Raw genomic sequence first — 19,476 nt, forward strand, 5'->3', positions numbered from 1 at the left:
CACGTTGAAGCAAAAAGAAGCAGAGCTTCACGAAAAACGTGTTCCGCTCTACTTCTTTCCTAACCTTTTTATCTCTTTAAGCCGTCCAGCCTTTACGGTGTTGTGGCAGTTGCGTTTTTATCTCCGATGGTTACCGTAATCGTCTCTTTTTTACCGTCGCGCAGCACAGTCAAATTCGCCTTTTCGTTGACCTTCAGCGTCTTTACCTTATCTACGAGCTCTTGTGAGTTTTTCACTTTCGCCCCGTTTACTTCTGTAATCACATCGTAAGGTCTCAGTCCCGCTTTGAAGCCCGGGCTTTTGCGCTCCACTTCGGAAACAATAGCGCCTTCCGTATTTTCCAGCTTCAGCTCCGATACCCATTCTTTATCGATATCTGCCAGCTTAACTCCAATGTACGGAGCCGGCTCTTTTGGAATCTTCACGTTGTTTTTCAAATTATCCAGCACGCTCGAAATGGTACTTGTCGGAATGGCAAAGCCGATTCCTTGTGCCTGAGAGCTGACAGCCGTGTTGATCCCGATAACTTCACCGTTCAGATTCAGCAGCGGACCGCCGGAATTGCCGGGGTTGATTGAAGCATCCGTTTGCAGCAGGTGCTTATACTCACGAGTACCTTGGCTGTCTGGAATCGAAATCGGGCGTTCTTTGGCACTCAGCACCCCGACCGTTACCGTATGGTCAAAGCCATATGGGTTCCCGATTGCTACGACCCAGTCCCCTACATTAATATCTTCAGCTTTGCCAAGCGGCAGGGAAGAAAATTCTTTATCCCCTTCAATTTTCAATGCCGCCAAATCCAGGTCGTAGCTGTTCCCGAGCAAGGTTGCTTTGAAGGGCTTGTCGTACCCCTGTACGGTTACCCAAATCTCGTCTGCACCGTCAATAACATGCTCGTTGGTCAGGATGTAGCCGGACTTTTCAAATATAAATCCGGTTCCCATGCCTCCCGGCTGCAGCTGATCGCTTTGGTTGTTCCGTTGTCTTTGCTGGCCTCCGTTATCACCAAAAAACTGACGGAAGAACGGGTCGTCAAACAAGGAATTTCCCGAGCTTGCCTTTGCTTTCACCTTGGTCTCGATCTTCACAACCGCCGGCCCTGATTGCTCTGCAATCTGAGCGATGTTATTCGGTCTGCCCAAGTCCAGCGAGGACGGCTTGACCGCGCCATTATTAGCGCTCGCTGCGGCTTGACCCGATCCATTAGCAGAGGCGCTGCTGCTAAGGACCCCTTTGGAGCCTGTAAACAAATTCATTTTATCCGAAGCGAACATCAGTCCGCTTACAACCACGGCACCAGCCAAGAACGAGATAAACATGCTCTTTAGCGTAGAGCCTTTTTTCTTTTGCTGATACTGCCAGCCTGCCATCGGATCCTGCATCGGCTTCTCGGCTTCAGCTCCGTTGAAGGAGAAGGAGCGGACTGCTTTGGGCGGCGTTACTTCCACATGCGTGCTTCCTTCACTCGTACTTGCCGTCGTGCTGTTTGCTGCCGCGGCTTCATCTTGTCCCGCCGTCGATTTATAAGGTCCGTAAGAATAATAATAGGAAGGCCGATCTTGCTGCTCTTGACTGCTTCTTTCATTGTTCGGTTGATCCGCCCGCTCGCGGGATGAATTATGGTCATCACCGTTCATCCGGCGAAAAAAATCATCATAGTCTTTTTTGTTGTCGTCCATAATCGAAAGACCTCCATTTCGATAACCTGTATCCAAGTGTATGCTACTTGATATCCTTGACTATATATTGCCTTCGTAACCTTAAAGAAACCTTAAAATTAAATAAAAGGCAGTTAAAGAGTTATACAATCCCCCCCATAGAGAGAATCAATCCCCCCATACCCCCCTTGCACTTCAAGGGGGGCCCCGGGCGCTGGCGCCCCTGGACCCCGCAAGCTTGGTGCTTGGAGGAACGCTCCGGCTTCGATCCTGCTTGTGTCGGGTGAGCGCGTCTGTCAGGCCGGGTTATAGACTTTGCAAGCAAAGCTATATCCGTCTTGACACGCTTGCATGCGCGAGGTAACACGTTCGTGATGGAGATACTTCAGCTCAAAGGGAGCGCTTACGTACGAATAAAGAAGGAGCAATGCCGCAAGCATTGCTCCTTCTTTATTCGTACACGCTTCACGAGGGTGTGTTTTGCGTAAACGTAAAGCGGGTTCGGCTGTGATTTGCACAGCAAAACCAGCCGAACAGCCGCGATCTAAACCACGAAAGAAACTCGTTCCGCTAGCCCGTTCCCGCACATATGGAAGCGTGTCCGGGCGTACTTTGCTTCAGCAAAGCAGCCCGGACCGACGCGCTCCCACCACCAAACCTCACATCGAAGCCGCCATGCCACTCCCCGCACCAGCTTTGCGGGGTCCAGGGACGCGAGTGCCCGGGGCCCCCCTTGAGTGCAAGGGGGGTATGGGGGGATTGAATAAGCAAACGTAAAGCGGGTTCGGCTATGATTTGCACAGCAAAACTAGCCGAACATCCGCGATCTGAACCACGAAAGAAACTCGTTCCGCTAGCCCGTTCCCGCACATATGGAAGCGTGTCCGGGCGTACTTTGCTTCAGCAAAGCAGCCCGGACCGACGCGCTCCCACCACCAAACCTCACATCGAAGCCGCCACGCCACTCCCCGCCCAGCTTTGCGGGGTCCAGGGACGCAAGTGCCCGGGGCCCCCCTTGAGAGCAAGGGGGGGATGGGGGGATTGAATGAATTACAATGTTCGTTCCACTTCACTCAAAAGCTTTTTAGCCTGGGCAACCCATTTATCCTCCACAGGCGCATCCTTATCCACCGGCTCCTGAAACTGATCGATTAACGCGCCCATCGTTTTCACATGAGCTTCGCTATCTAGACCTTCATTATAGAGATGCTTTAGCACAAATGGCTGACCAAGTCGAATGCTCGCTTCCGTAGCGTCCGTATCTCCTTCCAGTGTGCCACGTGTTACTTGGAATGGGATGCGCAGCCACACTTTGTGAGCCTCATCTAAATAACGGTCAAAATACCCGTGATCATAGTCCCAATTCCCGCCAAGCGCAAACTCAAATTGATGCAATTGATTTCTTACCTGATCAAAAGCCTCCTCACGGTTCACCAAGCTGGAATTTATAGGGATCATTGTTTTTCCTCCAAAGTATAAATTTTATAAATAGAATGAACGTTTTTAGTGAAAATTATGCTACAGACAATCGATTACCGAACATTGTTTTCAGATGTCATTTATCCTTACGCAATCCGTTGACATTATTACCACGAGAACCGTATAATGATGGTCGTAGTTCTTATACATTGTACGTTTATAAGGAGATGAGAGGTATGGATTTGTCCACTTTAGCCGGTGGATTAGATACGATCTGGGTCGTCCTGACAGCGGCTATGATTTTATTGATGGAGGGCGGCTTTGCCCTTTTGGAAGCCGGGTTCGTCAGGCAGAAGAACGCAGTCAGCATCATCATGAAAGTATTCGTTGACATTACTTTTGGCGCCCTGGTCTTTTACTTTTTCGGTTTCGCTTTCATGTACGGAAAAGATGCTTCCGGCCTCATTGGAACAAGCGGCTTTATGATGGGAGGAGACTTAACACATATTAAGCTTTCCATCTCCCATGACACATATTGGCTGTTTCAATGCGCCTTTGTTATCGCTGTCATCTCCATTGTTTCGGGCGCAGTAGCCGAACGTATCAATTTTCGTGCTTACATTCTATACACTATAGCAATGACCGGTCTCATTTACCCTCTTGCCGGGCACTGGGTATGGAGCGTAGGAGGCTGGATCGGCAGCCTCGGCATGATTGACTTCGCCGGCTCCGCGGTCATCCACGCGCTTGGCGGCTTCTCCGCTCTCGCGGCAGCGCTATTTATCGGCCCCCGCATCGGCAAATTTTCCGAGAGCGGAGCACCCAATATTGTCCCTCCCTCGAATCTGCCGTTAGCATCGGTAGGTGCATTTATTCTCTGGTTCGGTTGGTTCGGCTTCAATTCCGGAAGCACATTAAGCGCAACGAACAGCTCCATAGGGCACATCGCCGTAACAACAATGCTGTCAGCCGCCGCCGGTGGGGCCGCTTGTATTTTATTCACCATGTTTCGTTACCGCAAAGCGGACCCTCCTATGGTAATTAACGGATCTTTGGCAGGATTGGTCGGCATAACAGCCGGTTGTGCTTTCGTAAGCGACAGTGTTGCCATTCTCATTGGTGTGATATGCGGTATTGCTATGGTTATTGCAACGGAGTTTCTTGAATCCAAAAAAATCGACGACCCTGTCGGCGCATTCGCTGTACACGGGGTAAGCGGAAGCATTGGCACACTGGCCCTTGGTTTGTTTGCCAAACCGGAGCTGACCGAAGGGGTCGGCCAAGGCTACAGCGGCCTTTTCTATGGCGGCGGCTGGCAGCTGCTTGGTGTACAAGTGTTAGGCTTGGTCATCGTCTCGGTATGGGGATTTGTATTGACTTGGGGGGCTTTGGTGCTCATCAATCGTTTCATTTCGGTACGCGTCAGCAGAGACGAAGAATTGGTCGGACTCGATGTCGGGATTCACGGTGTGCCTGCCTACAGCCAGGATCACGACTTTATTGATGTAGATGCCCTGAAGAAGGAAAGCAAATAAATGGTTAAAAAAAGCGCGCTGGCAACCCGTCAAGGGAACCAGCGCATTTTTTTCATCGATAAAGGACCTTGCCCTTTCGTCCAGATCCAGACCACAAAGGTATACAGACAAAAAAACCAAGCCCGCAGGAGGCTTGGTTGGTATATATCCGCTTAGTAGAACACTAGGCCATTTCTTTCTCCAACTCATCGCTAATGTCAACCAAATCGGTAGGACTCAAGCTTCGGATCGCTTTCGCATGCTCGATCTCCGCACGAAGCTGACGAATTTGCTCCATTGGTTTTTTGACATAATGGATATATTCAACAGCAAGATGATGGTCCGGCTTCTTCCCCGTAAACATACGCCGAAAAGCTGACATCGATTGATAGCTTCGTTCTTCCATTAAACGTTTCTTCTCATAGCGTTCAACCACTTGCTCAATCTCTGCAATCTGCTCTTCCTTACGAGATATATAGGCTTCCAAAAAAGGATAAACTTCAGCCGCTTTTCGTTTACTCACCGGAATCGAACTCCCTGTTAATAAAGCATTCAGCATGGAACATCACCTATCTCTAAATGTTAACTATCATCACAGTAATTTTATTTTACACTAAAATCGCTGCTTTGAAAACAACTATTTTAGAGAAGCCCGTCCCTTCAATTATGCCTTAGTGGAAGCTACAGAGCGCAGCTTATAAAGCAATCAAGAAGTCACTGCCGCGACCAGCTTCTCTCCCAGATCACTGCACAGCTGCTTTTCGTCCTGCGATGGATTAAGCTCAATTTTCAAGCCTTCGTTTACTACGTCAGCGCCTAATTCCTGAAACTTTGCAGTGATCGTATCCACCGCAGCTCCATAAGCAGAATAGCTGGAATCGCAAGAGCCGAATGCCGCTGCTTTTTTACCGGACAAATCGAGACCGTCCAGCTCCTCGTAAAAGTCAAGGAACTCATCCGGAAGGTCCCCGTCTCCCCATGTATAGGCCCCCACAATAATTACGTCGTAGTCCAATAGCTCCGCCCCTTTCGCATCCATGGCCGACTTGAATTCAGGTTCAATACCGGCCTTTCGAACGCCGTCCCGGATCGCTTCGGCTATTTCCTCCGTGTTTCCCGTCATGCTCGCATAAACAATAATGACCTTCGCCATTTCCTTCACTCCCTGTTATTTATGTATAAGTCATATTGATAATGATAATCGTTATCATTTAATTTTGTCAATCCTTTATACGTAAAAGAAGCCGGATGTGTATAAAGCCACACCCGACTTCTTATTTGTTTTTGCATCCAACGAGATTACTATTTGGTGTTATTATTGGCACCTTGACTTGGATTGTTTTGTGCTGGCTGCTTTACATTGTTCGCCACTACTTCTTCGGAAAATTCCGTATCATTTTGTTGCGACTTTTTGTTTTTGTTTTTTGCCACAGCTAATCACCTCCCCTTACAAAGCATAGTATGGGTAAGATGATCATCCTTTATGTTAGCAGTTTGATACAGGCTTCTATCAAAACAGAATCTCATTCTCAAGCTGATTCCAGATCATTTTGGTGATCTTTCCTTCGCCTTTTTTGACAACGAGCACATTGACGGTTTTCTTGCCCCACTCGCGGTACACCTGATCTTTGGTCTCAAAGTACAAGTCGATTCGCTTGCCTTTAATCGCACTTCCCGTATCGGCTACGATACCATAGCCATAGCCAGGAATGTACAGTACAGTCCCGATCGGGAACACTGAGGGGTCTGCAGCAATGGTTGAGAACGAGTTTTTGTCTCTCTGAACCTTCATCCCGGAAAAGGTCACACCGTACTCGGGATGACCGGGATTTTTCCCGGTGGATTCTTTGCCCGCATAATATCCGGTAGCGACAACTTCCACTGCGGTATATTTGGACAAATCCTTTTTCAGATTAGGCACGATCGTATATTTGTCTTTTTGTTTACGGTTTTCGACGCTGCTGATTTGTTTGACGGCAGCCATGGTCTCCTTCTCTTTGCCATTCGGCTCCGGTACAGGAGCAATTTGCGTTAGTGTGGACATTGGACTCGGTTGACCGTTGTGCGCCAGCGACTGCTGTTTTTGTTCTAATGCTAAAAACACCGCTAATAGAATAGCAACAAGACAGATCCATTTGGCATGAGCTACGGTTTTAGGTAACATGCTTGTGATAAACCTCCCCTTATTACAAGAGGCTGTCCATTTTTTGAATATTATATACACACCGGCCTACGAAAAAAGAAAAAGACTCGTCCTTCGGAGCAATTCCAAAGGACGAATCTTTCTCAAGCAATCATTAATCAATTTGTTTCGTGCTGATGACCTCGTTAATCAATGCAATAGCACTGTCTAAGCTTTGAACACCCAAGTCGACACCGCCGCGTTTGCGGACGGATACGCTCGAGCTGTTCATCTCATTCTCGCCGACAACGAGCATGAACGGAATTTTCTCCAGCTGGGCTTCACGAATTTTGTAGCCCAATTTCTCGTTGCGCAGGTCAGACTCCACGCGAATCCCTGCGTACTGCAGTTTCTCCGCCACTTCTTTGGCATAGCCTTCAAAAGCAGTTGATACCGGGATCACCTTGGCTTGTACCGGACATAACCAAGTCGGTAGTGCGCCCGCAAAGTTTTCAAGCAGGAACGCCGTCATTCGTTCCATCGTCGAAATAATACCGCGGTGGATAACAACCGGACGGTGCTTTTGACCATCCTCTCCTACATACTCCAGCTGGAAGCGTTCCGGCAGCAAGAAATCCAGCTGCGCAGTGGAAAGCGTCTCTTCTTTTTTCAATGCGGTTTTGATTTGTACGTCCAGCTTCGGACCATAGAAGGCAGCCTCGCCTTCCGCTTCGAAGAACGGCAGGCCTAATTCCTCGACGACTTCACGGAGCATGCGCTGGGACATCTCCCACATTGCATCGTCCGGGAAATATTTCTCCGTATCCTGCGGATCACGGTAGGACAAGCGGAAACGGTATTCTTTGATACCGAAATCCTCATACACTTGACGAATCAAGTTGATTACACGGGCAAATTCTTCTTTAATTTGATCCGGACGACAGAAAATGTGCGCATCGTTCAGTGTCATCGCACGAACGCGATGCAGACCTGTCAACGCTCCCGACATCTCATAGCGGTGCATGGTTCCAAGCTCAGCAACCCGTACCGGCAAATCGCGGTAGCTGCGCATTTCGCTCTTATACACCATCATATGGTGAGGGCAGTTCATTGGACGGAGTACAAGCTCCTCGTTGTCCATAATCATTTTCGGGAACATGTCCTCTTGATAATGCTCCCAGTGTCCCGACGTTTTGTACAGCTCCACATTAGCCAGTACCGGTGTGTACACGTGATGGTAGCCTAATCTTTCTTCCAAGTCCACGATATAGCGTTCCATCGTACGGCGAACCTTCGCCCCGTTCGGAAGCCATAGCGGCAGGCCCTGACCTACTTCACGAGAGAAGGTGAAAAACTGGAGCTCTTTGCCCAGCTTGCGGTGATCGCGTTTTTTGGCTTCCTCCAAAAGATGAAGATGCTCGTCCAGCTCGGCTTTTTTGGGGAACGCCGTTCCATAAATACGCTGCAGCATCTTGTTCTTCGCATCGCCCCGCCAGTAAGCTCCTGCCACGCTAAGCAGCTTAAAGGCTTTAATCCGGCCTGTGGAAGGCAGGTGCGGTCCGCGGCACAAGTCAAAAAATTCGCCTTGGTCATAGATTGTCAGCTCAACATTCTCTGGCAAATCGCGAATAAGCTCAAGCTTCAACGGATCCTCAAGCTCCGTAAACGTGCGAATCGCTTCTTCTCTGCTTACAACACGGCGGCGAATCGGCAAATTTTCCTGCGCAATACGTTCCATTTCCTTCTCGATCTTGGCAAGATCTTCGGGAGTGATCGGTGTTTCCAAATCAATGTCGTAGTAAAATCCGTCTTCGATTACAGGCCCGATGCCAAGCTTGACGGCCTTCTCTCCATATATTCGTTTGATAGCCTGCGCCATTAAGTGGGCGGTACTGTGACGGTACACTTCAAGGCCTGCTTCACTATCCAGAGTAACGATTTCTAGAGCTGCATCCTGCTCGATCGGCGTATTCAGGTCTACGACCTTGCCGTTGATCTTCCCTACAACTGCATTTTTTTTGAGACCGGAGCTAATGGAACCTGCTACTTCTTCAATGGTAATTCCTTGCTCATACTCCCTAACTGCGCCATCCGGAAAAGATACTTTTACTGCCATTCCCATCTGCCTCCATTACAAAAATTTGACAACAAAAAAAGCGCAAATCATCCCAAAAGGGACGAGTGCGCTTGGCCTCGTGGTTCCACCCTAGTTCGATTCGCTTTCGCTTGCAGCGAACCCTCAACAGCATCCGGTAACGGGAATGACTCGGAAATATATACTTGACTAGGTTAACCTAAATCAACCTGCGTTCCATATTTCTGCTACAAAGGGGTAAATTACTGTCGCTTCAACTGAAGGAGCTTGCAGCCGGGACTCCTCTCTCTGTACAGTACTTCAGCAATTGTTGTCTTTGATTTCTGCACTATCCTTTATTATAATCAGATGCCGCAGAGCGGTCAAGCGTCTGACATAACCGGCAGTATTCGCACAGCTGCACTCTATTTTCAAATATTTGTGTAATCGTTTGGATAACCTGTACTTCCGGGTCCCGGGTGTGAATATAGATTTGTTGGGGAGAGACGGAGATCAAGGTGCTGACAATGACATCCTCGAAATTAATGTCTCTTTCCAGCATTTCGACCGTTAACGTGTTTTCATTGCCGCTTGTATCGATCGGCTCCATCCTGTCGTTCAGCAAAAGAAACTCGTTGCCACCCTTATGTATCAAATGCGCGAGTGGGATTTTGGCTTCTTGAATATAAACAAAATATTTCAGCAAGGAAATAAACTCCTGGTACTGCTGATCCATCAAAAATTCATCGATAGCATATTCAGCCAAATCATGCAGCTCTTCGCGATAAGCACTCAAGCGGAACCGCATGAATCCGTCTATATTTAACTCGGTTTGCTCCTGTAAATAGGCGTAAGCCGCTTCGGCAATTTTATGTTTGCGACGCAAGGTCGTTTGCTCCAGGGGATCCTCAGCTGATTCCATTTGAATCATGTGCCGGCAATAATTCAATATCGAACGAATATCGTCTTCTTCCTTGTAGTCAAAATCCTTGGCAACTAATGAACGAATTAACCTTTCTTCCTCTTCCAATACGATCCAGTGTGCCAATACGTCTGCAGCTTTTTTGTACAGCGCGTCCGCCCGTTTGTCCAACTGAAAGCGAGGCAAAACTCCATTCACCTGAATGACCGAGCAGGTCTCGGAACCAAACAGCTCAACCGTCATATCATCATGCCCCATCCGCTCTATCGCTTCCCCTACAGCCTTATGCAGCCGATGTACCGCTTCATCCGGTGACTTCATCATGGTCAAAGCAAACAGCTTCATCCTATTCACTCCTTCCTTCCCTAACTTCTTTCTTAAGTATATGGTCGCGCCGGGGCATATATACAAACAACAATTTCCCATGGTATAGTTAACAAGGATAATTAAAATCGTCCTCTCATGGACATTTCAGAAGTGTCCGTTTTGCAGCGAGCCTGTGCAGTAAAAATGAAGCAGCTCATATATGGAGTGAACATTGAATGGGGTTTGACTTTTTACAATTAGTGAATTTACCTCGTTGGAATCGAAAGTTGCTATTCGGATATTGGGTCATGATCATCATCTCCGTTATTGCCACATCCGTCTATAATCTTATCGCCTTCCTCAACCATAACAACCAATACGCACCCGTTGTGTCCATGAATACGCTTTGGATTTGCGTAGCCTTATTATGTATCGAAGCCTTGCATTATTGGATGAATCGCTGGAACGATTACATCATTATTATTGGGGGAGCCGCGATTGCGTTTGGACTCATCTTCACCTTCCCTACGGTAAGTGCTTTGTTAACCATCTTGTATCTCCCCATACTCATTTCGATCTTTTATTTTCAAATTCGCAAGGTTGTTTTTTCATACTTGGTCAGCCTGACCTGCTTTTATGCCTTGTACTTTTTGAACCTTTGTTATCATGACAAATACAACGTTTCCGACCTCATAGCTATGACATCAGTCCTAACCGTAGGCGCTGCAGCCGCTCTGGCCATTATGAGCAGAGGTTCAGAGCTAATGGCCCATTTGAGAACATCTATCGCCTCCAGTCAAGATTTGCTGATCAAGAATATTATTATGGACAAGCTGGCCAAAACCGATGCGCTCACAGACCTGTATAATCATATGGCGTTCCATGAATACTTGGACAAGCTAATCGAGCAGGGTGAAAAATACAAATTCTCTTTTCAGCTTGCGCTGCTGGATATCGATCATTTCAAAAAGGTGAATGACACATATGGTCACCGGGCAGGAGATGCCGTCTTGACCAAAGTCGCACAGACGATGAAAGAGATGGTCTCACTAAATGACTTTCCCGCAAGGTATGGCGGAGAGGAATTTGCGATTATTTTCACAGATATGGAATTGGGAGAATCGCTGCTGAATTTGGAAAATATTCGAAAACGCATCGAGGGAATGTCTCACGAGGAGCTTAAGGGGCAGTCAGTAACGATCAGTATCGGTGTACATGATTATAAAAAGGGCTGCAGCAAAGAGGAATTGTTCGCAGGTGCCGACTCCGCACTTTACGAAGCCAAACGAAGCGGGCGTAACCGCACCATTGTCTATCGGCCGCCAAAATGAAACAACGACCCGTGAAAGCTCACAAGGTCGTTGTTTTTGTTAGGCTTTATACTGCCTTTAGTTTTGCATAATGAAGTCCTTCTCGACTTTCTCGTCTTCCTGATCGAACATTCGGAGAATCTCGTAACGCGTGTTCCGCTGCGCTGGAATTTTACCTGCCTCACGAATAAGCTGCAGCGTTGAGCCGATGTTGACCTTATGTGTCGTTCCTGCAGCCGATACAACGTTCTCTTCGATCATTGTACTGCCGAAATCGTTGCACCCGAAATGCAGTGACTTTTTACCGATTTCAGGTCCCATCGTTACCCAAGAGGATTGGAAATTCGGAATATTATCGAGCATAATGCGGCTGATCGCCACATTTTTCAAATATTCGTCCGGTCCGAGCTTTTCCGCCTTCAAATTCGTGTTGTCCGGCTGGAACGTCCATGAGATGAAAGCAAGGAAGCCAGGAGACTTGTAGCCATTCGCGATACATTCGTCCTGCGCATCACGAACACGCAGCAGATGCAGCGCACGCTCCTCCATCGATTCACCGAAGCCGATGACCATGGTTGCGGTCGTCGACATCCCTATGCGGTGAGCGGTTTGCATCACATCCATCCAATCGCGCCACGAGCCCTTTTGACGGCTGATCTTTCTGCGCGTGCGGTCGTCGAGTATTTCTCCTCCTCCGCCGGGAAGGGAGTCCAAGCCCGCAGCATGCAGCTCTCTGACCACTTCCTCCAAAGAAAGGCCGTTCGAAACTTCCTTCATTTTCATAATTTCCGCCGGAGAGAAGGAATGCATAGTTATGTTGAAGCGCTTCTTAATTTCGCGCAGCAGGTTCGTGTAATAGGTAAAAGGAAGATCCGGGTTGGTTCCACCCTGCATTAGGATTTCGGTACCATTCACATCCAGTGTCTCCTGGATTTTCTTGAAAATGGTTTCATCCGGCAGCACATAGCCCTCCTTGGAGCCCGGGGCGCGGTAAAAGGCACAAAACCGGCAATAAACATCACAAATATTCGTATAGTTAATATTACGTCCGACGACGAAGGTCGTAATAGGCTCAGGGTGAAAACGCAGCATGATTTGATTGGCCACGTGCCCCATTTTCTCTATTTCATCGGATTCATATAATTGAATACAATCCTCCACGCTGATCCGGTTCCCTGCCAGAGCACGGTCCAAAATACCATCGATGGAACTCATATTCGCTCACTCCTTTGTACTTATTTTCACAATGTATTTAGTGCTCGAAAAAACTCATGAAATCATCGTACCACAAACTATGGGCTTCGTCATTAAAAAAGGAAGCTGTTCATCAAGTTGTGAACGATTGGCGGCCCACCGGCCAAAGAAAAGAGCCGATGGTTGTCAGCCTTTCCCACCGGCTCCAGCTTTTGTGATTCGCTTGCGTTATCCCTGAAGCGCCTGCTCCAGGTCCTCAAGCAAATCGTCGATATGTTCGAGGCCGACCGAGTATCGAATCAGACCATCGGTGATGCCCCGCTCCAGCCGAACCTCTCTTGGCATCGCGGCATGGGACATCATCGCAGGATAAGACAAGATGCTCTCTACTGCGCCTAAGCTTACGGCGACAAGAGGGATTTGAACCTTTGCCAGCACCTGCTTGGCTCTCTCTCCCGAGCCAACATCGAAGGAGACTACCGCTCCATAGCCGCGGGACTGCTTCTCATGAATGGCTCGTCCCGGATGAAATTCCAAGCCAGGGTAATACACATGCTCTACCCCCGGATGAGCCGAGAGCCAAGACGCCAAACGGTTGGCGCTGACCTCGTGCGCTTCCATCCGTGTCTGGAGCGTCTTCATCCCGCGCATTAGGAGCCACGAATCCGACACGCCGAGAATGGTGCCGAGGCCGTTCTGTACCTGCTTCATCCGGCGGCTCAGGCTATCATTGGCGACAACGGCCAGACCCGCTGTTACGTCACTGTGGCCTCCCAAAAACTTCGTCGCGCTGTGCAGCACAATGTCGACTCCAAGCTCGATCGGACGCTGATGGTACGGCGTCATGAACGTATTATCCAGCATCGTGAGCAGGTCGTGCTCCTTGGCCCAAGTCGTGACGGCAGCGATATCGGTAATTTTCAAGGTCGGATTCGACGGAGTCTCGAGGAACACCGCTTTCGTATTCGGCTTGAGTGCCGCCTTCACTTTGTCCAAGTCCGTCATGTCGACGAAGGTCGTCTCCACATTCATCCGTGTCATAATCGTGCTTAGCAGACGATAGGTTCCCCCATATACGTCTTCTGTGCAGATGACATGGTCGCCTGCGGACAAAAGCATGAAGGCTGCGGATATCGCCGCCATGCCTGAAGCAAAGGCAAACCCGCGCGTACCGCCCTCCAAGAGAGTGATATAGTCCTCCAGTGCTTGCCGGGTCGGATTGCCCGAACGCGTATAATCATATTCTTGATTGGCATCGACATCTGCCTGATGAAAGGTCGATGCTTGGTAAATCGGTGTGCTGGATGCGCCTGTGGCCGGGTCGATCTCTTTGCCGAAATGAATCAGCTTCGTCGCAAACTGCCGCTGCTTGAAGTTATTGTTCTCGCTGCCCATAAATGTTAAGCCCCCTCAATTTCGGCCTGTGCCAAGTCAATGGCTCTCGACAGATCGGCGATCAAGTCGTCAATGTGCTCGATACCGACAGAGTAGCGAAGCAAACGGTCATCGACACCGATCTGCCGGCGGATTTCCTCCGGAATGTCCGCGTGTGTCTGAACTGCAGGATAAGTCATCAACGATTCCACGCCGCCCAAGCTTTCAGCGAAAGCAATCAAACGGATATGGCGCAGAATCGGCTCGATGAACCGGGCGTCCTTCATTTTGAAGGAGAAAATACCTGTATTCCCTGACGATTGCTTCTTCTGAATCTCATAGGCCGGATGACTTTCCAGTCCCGGATAATATACGGATTCGACTTGAGGATGCTCAAGCAAAAATGCAGCCATACGCGTAGCATTATACTCATGGCGTTCCATCCGGATGGCCAGCGTCTTCATTCCTCTCATCAACAGCCAGCTGTCCTGAGGATTCAGCACCGCACCGATGGAATTATGTAAGAACGCCATTTGCTCGGACAATTCCTTCCCTTTCGTAACGATGAGTCCGGCAAGCACGTCATTATGACCGCCTAAATATTTGGTTGCACTATGGATAACTACATCGGCTCCAAGCTCAATCGGACGTTGGAAGAATGGCGTCAGCAGCGTATTGTCTACAATGGACAGCAGGTTCTTCTTCTTGGCCCAGCCGCAAACCTTCTCCAAATCCGTAATCATCATCAGCGGATTCGTAGGTGTTTCGACCACAACCGCTTTCGTATTCGGACGATAATGCGATTCAAGCGCATCGAGGTCATTCGTATCTACATAAGTAGCCGTTACGCCGAAACGCGACATAATTTTTTCAAGCAAACGGTACGTTCCGCCGTACAGATCCAGGGATACGATCAGATGGTCCCCTTGGCTGAACAGGGTGAAAATTGTTTGCAGCGCCGCCATACCCGAGCTGCAGGCAAAGCCCGCATCACCGGATTCCAGCTGAGCGATGGCTTCCTCGAGCACCTTCCTTGTCGGACTTTTCGTGCGAGCGTAATCAAAGCCCGTGCTCTGTCCCAGCTTCGGATGGCGGAAAGCCGTCGATTGATAGATGGGGAAGCTGACAGCGCCTGTCACTGGCTCCTCCACCGACCCGATTTGAGCCAGCCTGCTCTCTATTTTCAAGTCTTTGAATTGTTCATTCATATGGAATACTCCTCCTTGTGCAAATCGTACGGCGTCTCTTGGTATACGTAATAATTCAACCAGTTGGAAAACAACAGGTTGGCATGGGCGCGCCATGACACCAGCGGTTCTTTGGTAGGATCATCATTCGGGTAGTAGTTTTTGGGAACGGCAATATCCAGGCCTTTGTTGATGTCGCGGTCATACTCGTATTTTAAAGTACAGGCATCATATTCAGAGTGCCCCGTTACGAAAATATGCTTGCCGTCCTTCGTTCCAACAATGTACACGCCCGCTTCCGGAGACTCCGATAAAATCTCAAGCTCGCTGATGTGCTCGATATCCTCTCTGCGCACTTCCGTATGTCTGGATTGCGGAACAAAGAACATTTCGTCAAAGCCGCGGAGCAGCTTCACATTTTGCTTCGTGATCAAATGAGGGAATACGCCAAATACCTTTTGCTCGAGGGCATATTTCGGCACGCCGAAGTGATGGTACAGGCCGGCTTGCGCAGCCCAGCAAATATGAAGGGTGGACGTCACATTGTGATTGCTCCATTCCATAATCTGCTTCAGTTCATCCCAGTAGTATACGTCTTCAAAATCAAGCTGTTCTACCGGCGCACCGGTAATGATCATGCCGTCAAACTTCTCCGCCCGCACATCGTCGAACGTTTTGTAGAACTGCTCCAAATGCTCGGGCGACGTGTTTTTGGACGTATGTGTCTTCGGGTGCAGGAGTACGAATTCCACCTGTACCGGCGTATTGCCAATGAGACGCAAGATTTGCGTTTCCGTCGTTTCCTTGGTAGGCATGAGGTTCAATATGGCTATGCGGAGAGGACGAATATCTTGATGATACGCCTCGGTTTCGGACATCACGAATATATTTTCGTTCGTTAAAATTTCTTTGGCAGGTAAATGATCAGGGATTTTAATAGGCATCGGACAATCACTCCTTTTTGTGTGGGTCGTTTTTTCCTGCAAAAAGGCGCTAAAAAGGCCTTTTCGCGCGCGCACGAGAAAGGCCTTGTCATTTCAACAAATGTCCTCTCTCATCTCTCAGAAGCTTATCGCCTCCGCAAGATTTAGCACCGTGCATTCCTCCATCCTTCACGCAGAACGTGAAAAACAAAAGTTTGTCGGTTGCCGGGTATCATCGGGCTAGTCCCTCCACCTGCTCTTGATAAGAGTTTGAATCTTTGGTTTATGAAATTGTTATATAGATTAATGTATACGAAAACGATTCTATCGTCAAGTCACAAAGCATGGCCAATTTTTGTTTTTGGGGCATGATATGGGTAAGTTATTATTACATCGCATTCGGCTGTTAACGGTACAGCTTTTTTAACCAATTTGGGCTCTTGCCCCTTGCTGAGTGGAAATTGAAGGGTTATACTAGACAAGTGATTCGACAACACTTGCAAAGGGGTGCAGCAAACGAATGGACGGAGACCCGAGGAGTAGCATCTACGTTCAATTACAACCGAATATTCCGTTTGGAATGCCGATGGCTAACGCCGACGCTTCGTATGCACCGGACCCTTATTATACCCCATTCTAATCATTTGATTTGATGAGTGAATCCATTTCAATGTACAAGGATTCTCTTTTCATGATCTTACCCTATAGGGTGCCGTCCTGCTGCGAACCGCGACGCTTTTTCCGTCTGTATTCCTCACGATGCAATTATGTGAAGGGGTGGAGCAGATGAAAGCACGCTTGGTGCAGGACGGCATTTTTACTTTAGTAGAGGATATTACACAAACAATGGATCCACCGGCTCAAGGCTTTTATTGGATAGATGCCGACGTGGAGGATCTGGTCATCCTACAGCCCTTATTTCATCTTCATGAACTAGCCGTTGAGGATTGCTTGACCGAAGAAGAGCAGCGTCCGAAAATTGAGCTTTATGATTCGAACTATTTTATCGTAGTTAACAGCATCCGATTCGACGATGAAGAAATTTTTCTGCGGGCGCTGAACATTTTTCTCGGCAGACATTATATCATTACGGTGACCCGGCAAAAGATCAACGAGCTGAGAGCTCTGAAGCCGATCCTGTGGGAAGAGGAAGTTACGACTTCCGACCGCTTCCTGTATCACTTGATTGACTTGGTCGTCGATAATTACACGAATGTTGGCGACCGGATCGAAGCCAAAATCGAGAAGCTTGAGGAAGATATCCTCATGCATACGAAAAAAACGCATTTGAATGAAATCATCGGACTGCGAAGCGAAATATTATGGCTCAAAAAGGTACTTGTTCCGCAAAAAGAAGTGATTGCCACGCTGCATAAAAAGGAGCTGCGGCTTATCAGCGAGCAGCTAAAAAAATATTTCGGCGACATCTATGAGAATGCCGTGAAAATTTCGGAAACGTTCGATACGTTCCGCGATTTGATGGGCAACTTACGAGAGGCTTACCAATCCAGCGTCGCCAACCGGGCGAATGAAATCATGCGCGTGTTCACCGCGTTAACGACAATCTTCATGCCGCTGACGTTCATTACCGGTATCTACGGAATGAACTTCGAGAATATCCCAGGGATGCACTGGGAATACGGCGACATTACCGTGCTGCTGTTTATGCTCGTTGTCGGTCTGTCGATGTTTTTCTTGTTCCGTAAAAAGGATTGGCTATGAGAAATCATACTTTTAATGACAAAGGCCCTGTTTCACATTCGTTCAAGAATGTGTGCAGGGTCTTTGTATGATATGAACACCGGACTCGAACGGCTATGATTCAATCGGTCGAATGGCCTTAGACCGCTTCCGCTCTGCTTATACCTTGGGCACGGCGGAATTTCATTCTCAGCAACCGAAGCCATTCATAGATCCGGTCTCGGGTCTCGTAATCCATTTCTTCCTGATCCTTATAGAGCGTCTGCAATATCGGTTTCAAGTAACGGTCGCCCTGCAGCTCGAACGCAGCCCAAGCAATCTCCTGCTCCTCGGTCGGAACATCCTGCAGCAGCGTCACAATATAAGGCTCCAGGTCGTAGCCCTCTCTGTCCAGCTCCTCCATGAGGAGCATGAGCTCTCTTCGCTGCAGCTGTGTCTGCTCTCGAAGATCCTCCAGGCCGTCGCCGCGGGTAATGGCCTCCAGCAGCTTACGCTTCTGCTCCTGCTTGCTCTGCTCCACCTGACGTTTACGTTCCTTCTCATGCTGGAGCCAGGCATTAAACTGTACCGGATTGATTTCTGCTTCTACCCAATGAAGCGGAAACGGCTGGGACTGCGTATACATTTGAGTAAAGCCGATCAGTTCCTCTCCGTACAGCGTCGCTTTGTTGGCTCCGAGTCCCGGCAGCTGCCTCAGCTCATCGACCGTTTGGGGCAAGAAGGTGCAGATCAGGCGAAGCAGGCGATTCGTCGCCACCAAATAGGGCGCCCTGCCCTCCTTATTTGCTTGCTTCAGCCTCCACTGACGCAGCTCCTCATACAACGCTTCGTTCGAATGAAACTCACTGTAGTAGTGCAGCAGCTGCACTTGGGCTGAACGGCTGTCGAGAGAGGCGAGCTCAGGAAGCATCACCACATCCAGCATCGGTTGAAAGCCCCCGCTTTGCTTGGACATCATCTGCTCACGGAATACCGTCATCATCTCTTCCCAGCCTGTCCCCTCGTACCAATCCTCATGATGGAGCGTTCCGTCTTCCTTCGTCTCTTGCCAAGCGACAAACCAGCGTCCCTGATCCTCTCCGATAGAAACCTGTGCACTGCGAACCCGATCTTCCCCCACCTTTTTCTCCAAACTGTTCAGAAACAACATTTGCATGCTAGCATCCCTCCTGGGCGGAATATTTTCAAACCGAACGCAAAAAAGCACATCTCCTACACGTGGTAAGAGAGGTGCTTCCTCTGCGGTTTGAAATTATTCCCATTTTATCATAGGGCCTGGGTAAATGCAATCCATGATCTTTAAAGTTAATCCAGACCGAATGCATGTGCGCGAAAGTCGAGTCACCCGGGTGCCTTAGGATAAATTGAGCGAACCAGGGAAAAATAGACTGACCGGAAAGCCAACCCAAATTACGAAAAGAGGTGCGTGTCAGGATGTGCCCAGACCCGAATCAGGATGGATTTATTGAAGAGGACCGTCATAAATATACGGATTTTAAATCGGTGGAATCGCAGCGCAACGATCTTATTGCCGAAGAATTCCCTGAAGGCCCCTATGGAGCTAGCAAAATGACAGAATCGCTCGGTAAAAGCACGCCTTGGCGTGAATCCCAGCGGCCTCCCAACCGCTTCGCTTATGAAAATCGCGAGCTGCATGAAGGGTTATACCGTGATTATCCCGGAGAAGACGATAAAATCGTCGATCGGGACGAGTAGGCAAAAAACGGCAGGAGGACACAAGCTCCTCGCTGCCGTTCTATTTTCCAGCTTTT

At 48.7% G+C, this 19,476-nt stretch carries 17 protein-coding genes and 1 riboswitch; of the genes, 4 read left to right on the forward strand and 13 right to left on the reverse strand.

All coding sequences use genetic code 11. The features are described from left to right. Positions 1-92: 92 nt before the first annotated feature. Both CF651_RS09250 and CF651_RS09255 read right to left on the reverse strand, forming a co-directional pair. Positions 93-1,679 (reverse strand): trypsin-like peptidase domain-containing protein, encoded by a 1,587-nt coding sequence (locus tag CF651_RS09250; RefSeq protein ID WP_094014574.1) that lies wholly within the window; start codon positions 1,677-1,679, stop codon positions 93-95. 1,029 nt (positions 1,680-2,708) lie between these two features. After that, on the reverse strand, positions 2,709-3,116 hold the full coding sequence (locus CF651_RS09255) for a YugN family protein (RefSeq protein WP_094014575.1): 408 nt from the start codon (positions 3,114-3,116) through the stop codon (positions 2,709-2,711). A gap of 197 nt (positions 3,117-3,313) precedes the next feature. On the opposite strand from CF651_RS09255, the gene CF651_RS09260 reads away from it, so the two are divergent. Next, on the forward strand, positions 3,314-4,612 hold the full coding sequence (locus tag CF651_RS09260; RefSeq protein WP_094014576.1) for an ammonium transporter: 1,299 nt from the start codon (positions 3,314-3,316) through the stop codon (positions 4,610-4,612). Positions 4,613-4,775: 163 nt separating this feature from the next. On the opposite strand, the gene CF651_RS09265 is transcribed toward CF651_RS09260, so the two are convergent. The 6 genes from CF651_RS09265 to CF651_RS09285 all read right to left on the reverse strand — a co-directional run bounded on the left by CF651_RS09265 (position 4,776) and on the right by CF651_RS09285 (position 10,054). Continuing rightward, positions 4,776-5,114, reverse strand: coding sequence for a hypothetical protein (locus tag CF651_RS09265; RefSeq protein ID WP_094014654.1), 339 nt, complete (start codon positions 5,112-5,114; stop codon positions 4,776-4,778). A gap of 183 nt (positions 5,115-5,297) precedes the next feature. Then, complete coding sequence (locus CF651_RS09270) at positions 5,298-5,744, reverse strand: flavodoxin (protein WP_094014577.1); 447 nt, start codon at positions 5,742-5,744, stop codon at positions 5,298-5,300. Positions 5,745-5,893: 149 nt separating this feature from the next. Next, the gene (locus CF651_RS33130; protein ID WP_281254460.1) at positions 5,894-6,022 is read right to left on the reverse strand and encodes a hypothetical protein; all 129 of its coding nucleotides are present in this window, start codon (positions 6,020-6,022) and stop codon (positions 5,894-5,896) included. A gap of 79 nt (positions 6,023-6,101) precedes the next feature. Next, positions 6,102-6,755, reverse strand: coding sequence for a 3D domain-containing protein (locus CF651_RS09275; RefSeq protein WP_094014578.1), 654 nt, complete (start codon positions 6,753-6,755; stop codon positions 6,102-6,104). Between the two features lie 133 nt (positions 6,756-6,888). Then, entirely contained in the window at positions 6,889-8,829 is a 1,941-nt protein-coding gene (thrS, locus tag CF651_RS09280; RefSeq protein ID WP_094014579.1) for a threonine--tRNA ligase, read from the reverse strand. Between the two features lie 307 nt (positions 8,830-9,136). Then, the gene (locus tag CF651_RS09285) at positions 9,137-10,054 is read right to left on the reverse strand and encodes a putative sporulation protein YtxC (RefSeq protein ID WP_094014580.1); all 918 of its coding nucleotides are present in this window, start codon (positions 10,052-10,054) and stop codon (positions 9,137-9,139) included. Positions 10,055-10,323: 269 nt separating this feature from the next. Here CF651_RS09285 and CF651_RS09290 point away from each other — a divergent pair, with 269 nt between their 5' ends. Beyond that, positions 10,324-11,346, forward strand: coding sequence for a GGDEF domain-containing protein (locus tag CF651_RS09290; RefSeq protein WP_245855805.1), 1,023 nt, complete (start codon positions 10,324-10,326; stop codon positions 11,344-11,346). A 57-nt stretch (positions 11,347-11,403) separates the two neighbouring features. On the opposite strand, the gene mqnC is transcribed toward CF651_RS09290, so the two are convergent. The 4 genes from mqnC to metA form a co-directional block, all read right to left on the reverse strand. After that, positions 11,404-12,540, reverse strand: a complete 1,137-nt coding sequence (gene mqnC, locus CF651_RS09295; protein WP_094014582.1) for a cyclic dehypoxanthinyl futalosine synthase — start codon at positions 12,538-12,540, stop codon at positions 11,404-11,406. 207 nt (positions 12,541-12,747) lie between these two features. Beyond that, the gene (locus CF651_RS09300; RefSeq protein WP_094014583.1) at positions 12,748-13,914 is read right to left on the reverse strand and encodes a trans-sulfuration enzyme family protein; all 1,167 of its coding nucleotides are present in this window, start codon (positions 13,912-13,914) and stop codon (positions 12,748-12,750) included. A gap of 5 nt (positions 13,915-13,919) precedes the next feature. Beyond that, positions 13,920-15,101 (reverse strand): aminotransferase class I/II-fold pyridoxal phosphate-dependent enzyme, encoded by a 1,182-nt coding sequence (locus CF651_RS09305; RefSeq protein WP_094014584.1) that lies wholly within the window; start codon positions 15,099-15,101, stop codon positions 13,920-13,922. Further along, positions 15,098-16,024: a homoserine O-acetyltransferase MetA gene (gene metA, locus CF651_RS09310; protein ID WP_094014585.1), complete on the reverse strand. Its 927-nt coding sequence runs from the start codon at positions 16,022-16,024 to the stop codon at positions 15,098-15,100. The genes CF651_RS09305 and metA overlap by 4 nt, the downstream gene beginning before the upstream one ends. 107 nt (positions 16,025-16,131) lie before the next feature. Further along, a riboswitch (SAM riboswitch) is annotated at positions 16,132-16,272 on the reverse strand. A 517-nt stretch (positions 16,273-16,789) separates the two neighbouring features. Between metA and corA the strand changes: the two genes are divergently transcribed. Beyond that, positions 16,790-17,725, forward strand: coding sequence for a magnesium/cobalt transporter CorA (gene corA / locus CF651_RS09315; RefSeq protein ID WP_094014586.1), 936 nt, complete (start codon positions 16,790-16,792; stop codon positions 17,723-17,725). Positions 17,726-17,843: 118 nt separating this feature from the next. On the opposite strand, the gene CF651_RS09320 is transcribed toward corA, so the two are convergent. Then, positions 17,844-18,860: an HRDC domain-containing protein gene (locus tag CF651_RS09320; RefSeq protein WP_094014587.1), complete on the reverse strand. Its 1,017-nt coding sequence runs from the start codon at positions 18,858-18,860 to the stop codon at positions 17,844-17,846. Between the two features lie 278 nt (positions 18,861-19,138). On the opposite strand from CF651_RS09320, the gene CF651_RS09325 reads away from it, so the two are divergent. Next, positions 19,139-19,420, forward strand: coding sequence for a hypothetical protein (locus tag CF651_RS09325; RefSeq protein WP_094014588.1), 282 nt, complete (start codon positions 19,139-19,141; stop codon positions 19,418-19,420). The last annotated feature ends 56 nt before the right edge of the window (positions 19,421-19,476 follow it).

The organism is Paenibacillus rigui (assembly GCF_002234615.1).
Lineage (GTDB): Bacteria > Bacillota > Bacilli > Paenibacillales > NBRC-103111 > Paenibacillus_S > Paenibacillus_S rigui.

What these genes read in the sequence shown, in the direction of transcription:
- CF651_RS09250 (WP_094014574.1), bottom strand. Translation starts at nt 1,679, where the DNA reads ATGGACGACAACAAAAAAGACTATGATGATTTTTTTCGCCGGATGAAC.
- CF651_RS09305 (WP_094014584.1), bottom strand. Translation starts at nt 15,101, where the DNA reads ATGAATGAACAATTCAAAGACTTGAAAATAGAGAGCAGGCTGGCTCAA.
- CF651_RS09260 (WP_094014576.1), top strand. Translation starts at nt 3,314, where the DNA reads ATGGATTTGTCCACTTTAGCCGGTGGATTAGATACGATCTGGGTCGTC.
- mqnC (WP_094014582.1), bottom strand. Translation starts at nt 12,540, where the DNA reads ATGAGTTCCATCGATGGTATTTTGGACCGTGCTCTGGCAGGGAACCGG.
- CF651_RS09275 (WP_094014578.1), bottom strand. Translation starts at nt 6,755, where the DNA reads ATGTTACCTAAAACCGTAGCTCATGCCAAATGGATCTGTCTTGTTGCT.
- CF651_RS09290 (WP_245855805.1), top strand. Translation starts at nt 10,324, where the DNA reads ATGATCATCATCTCCGTTATTGCCACATCCGTCTATAATCTTATCGCC.
- CF651_RS09300 (WP_094014583.1), bottom strand. Translation starts at nt 13,914, where the DNA reads ATGGGCAGCGAGAACAATAACTTCAAGCAGCGGCAGTTTGCGACGAAG.
- metA (WP_094014585.1), bottom strand. Translation starts at nt 16,024, where the DNA reads ATGCCTATTAAAATCCCTGATCATTTACCTGCCAAAGAAATTTTAACG.
- thrS (WP_094014579.1), bottom strand. Translation starts at nt 8,829, where the DNA reads ATGGCAGTAAAAGTATCTTTTCCGGATGGCGCAGTTAGGGAGTATGAG.
- corA (WP_094014586.1), top strand. Translation starts at nt 16,790, where the DNA reads ATGAAAGCACGCTTGGTGCAGGACGGCATTTTTACTTTAGTAGAGGAT.
- CF651_RS09325 (WP_094014588.1), top strand. Translation starts at nt 19,139, where the DNA reads ATGTGCCCAGACCCGAATCAGGATGGATTTATTGAAGAGGACCGTCAT.
- CF651_RS09255 (WP_094014575.1), bottom strand. Translation starts at nt 3,116, where the DNA reads ATGATCCCTATAAATTCCAGCTTGGTGAACCGTGAGGAGGCTTTTGAT.
- CF651_RS09285 (WP_094014580.1), bottom strand. Translation starts at nt 10,054, where the DNA reads ATGAAGCTGTTTGCTTTGACCATGATGAAGTCACCGGATGAAGCGGTA.
- CF651_RS09320 (WP_094014587.1), bottom strand. Translation starts at nt 18,860, where the DNA reads ATGCAAATGTTGTTTCTGAACAGTTTGGAGAAAAAGGTGGGGGAAGAT.
- CF651_RS09270 (WP_094014577.1), bottom strand. Translation starts at nt 5,744, where the DNA reads ATGGCGAAGGTCATTATTGTTTATGCGAGCATGACGGGAAACACGGAG.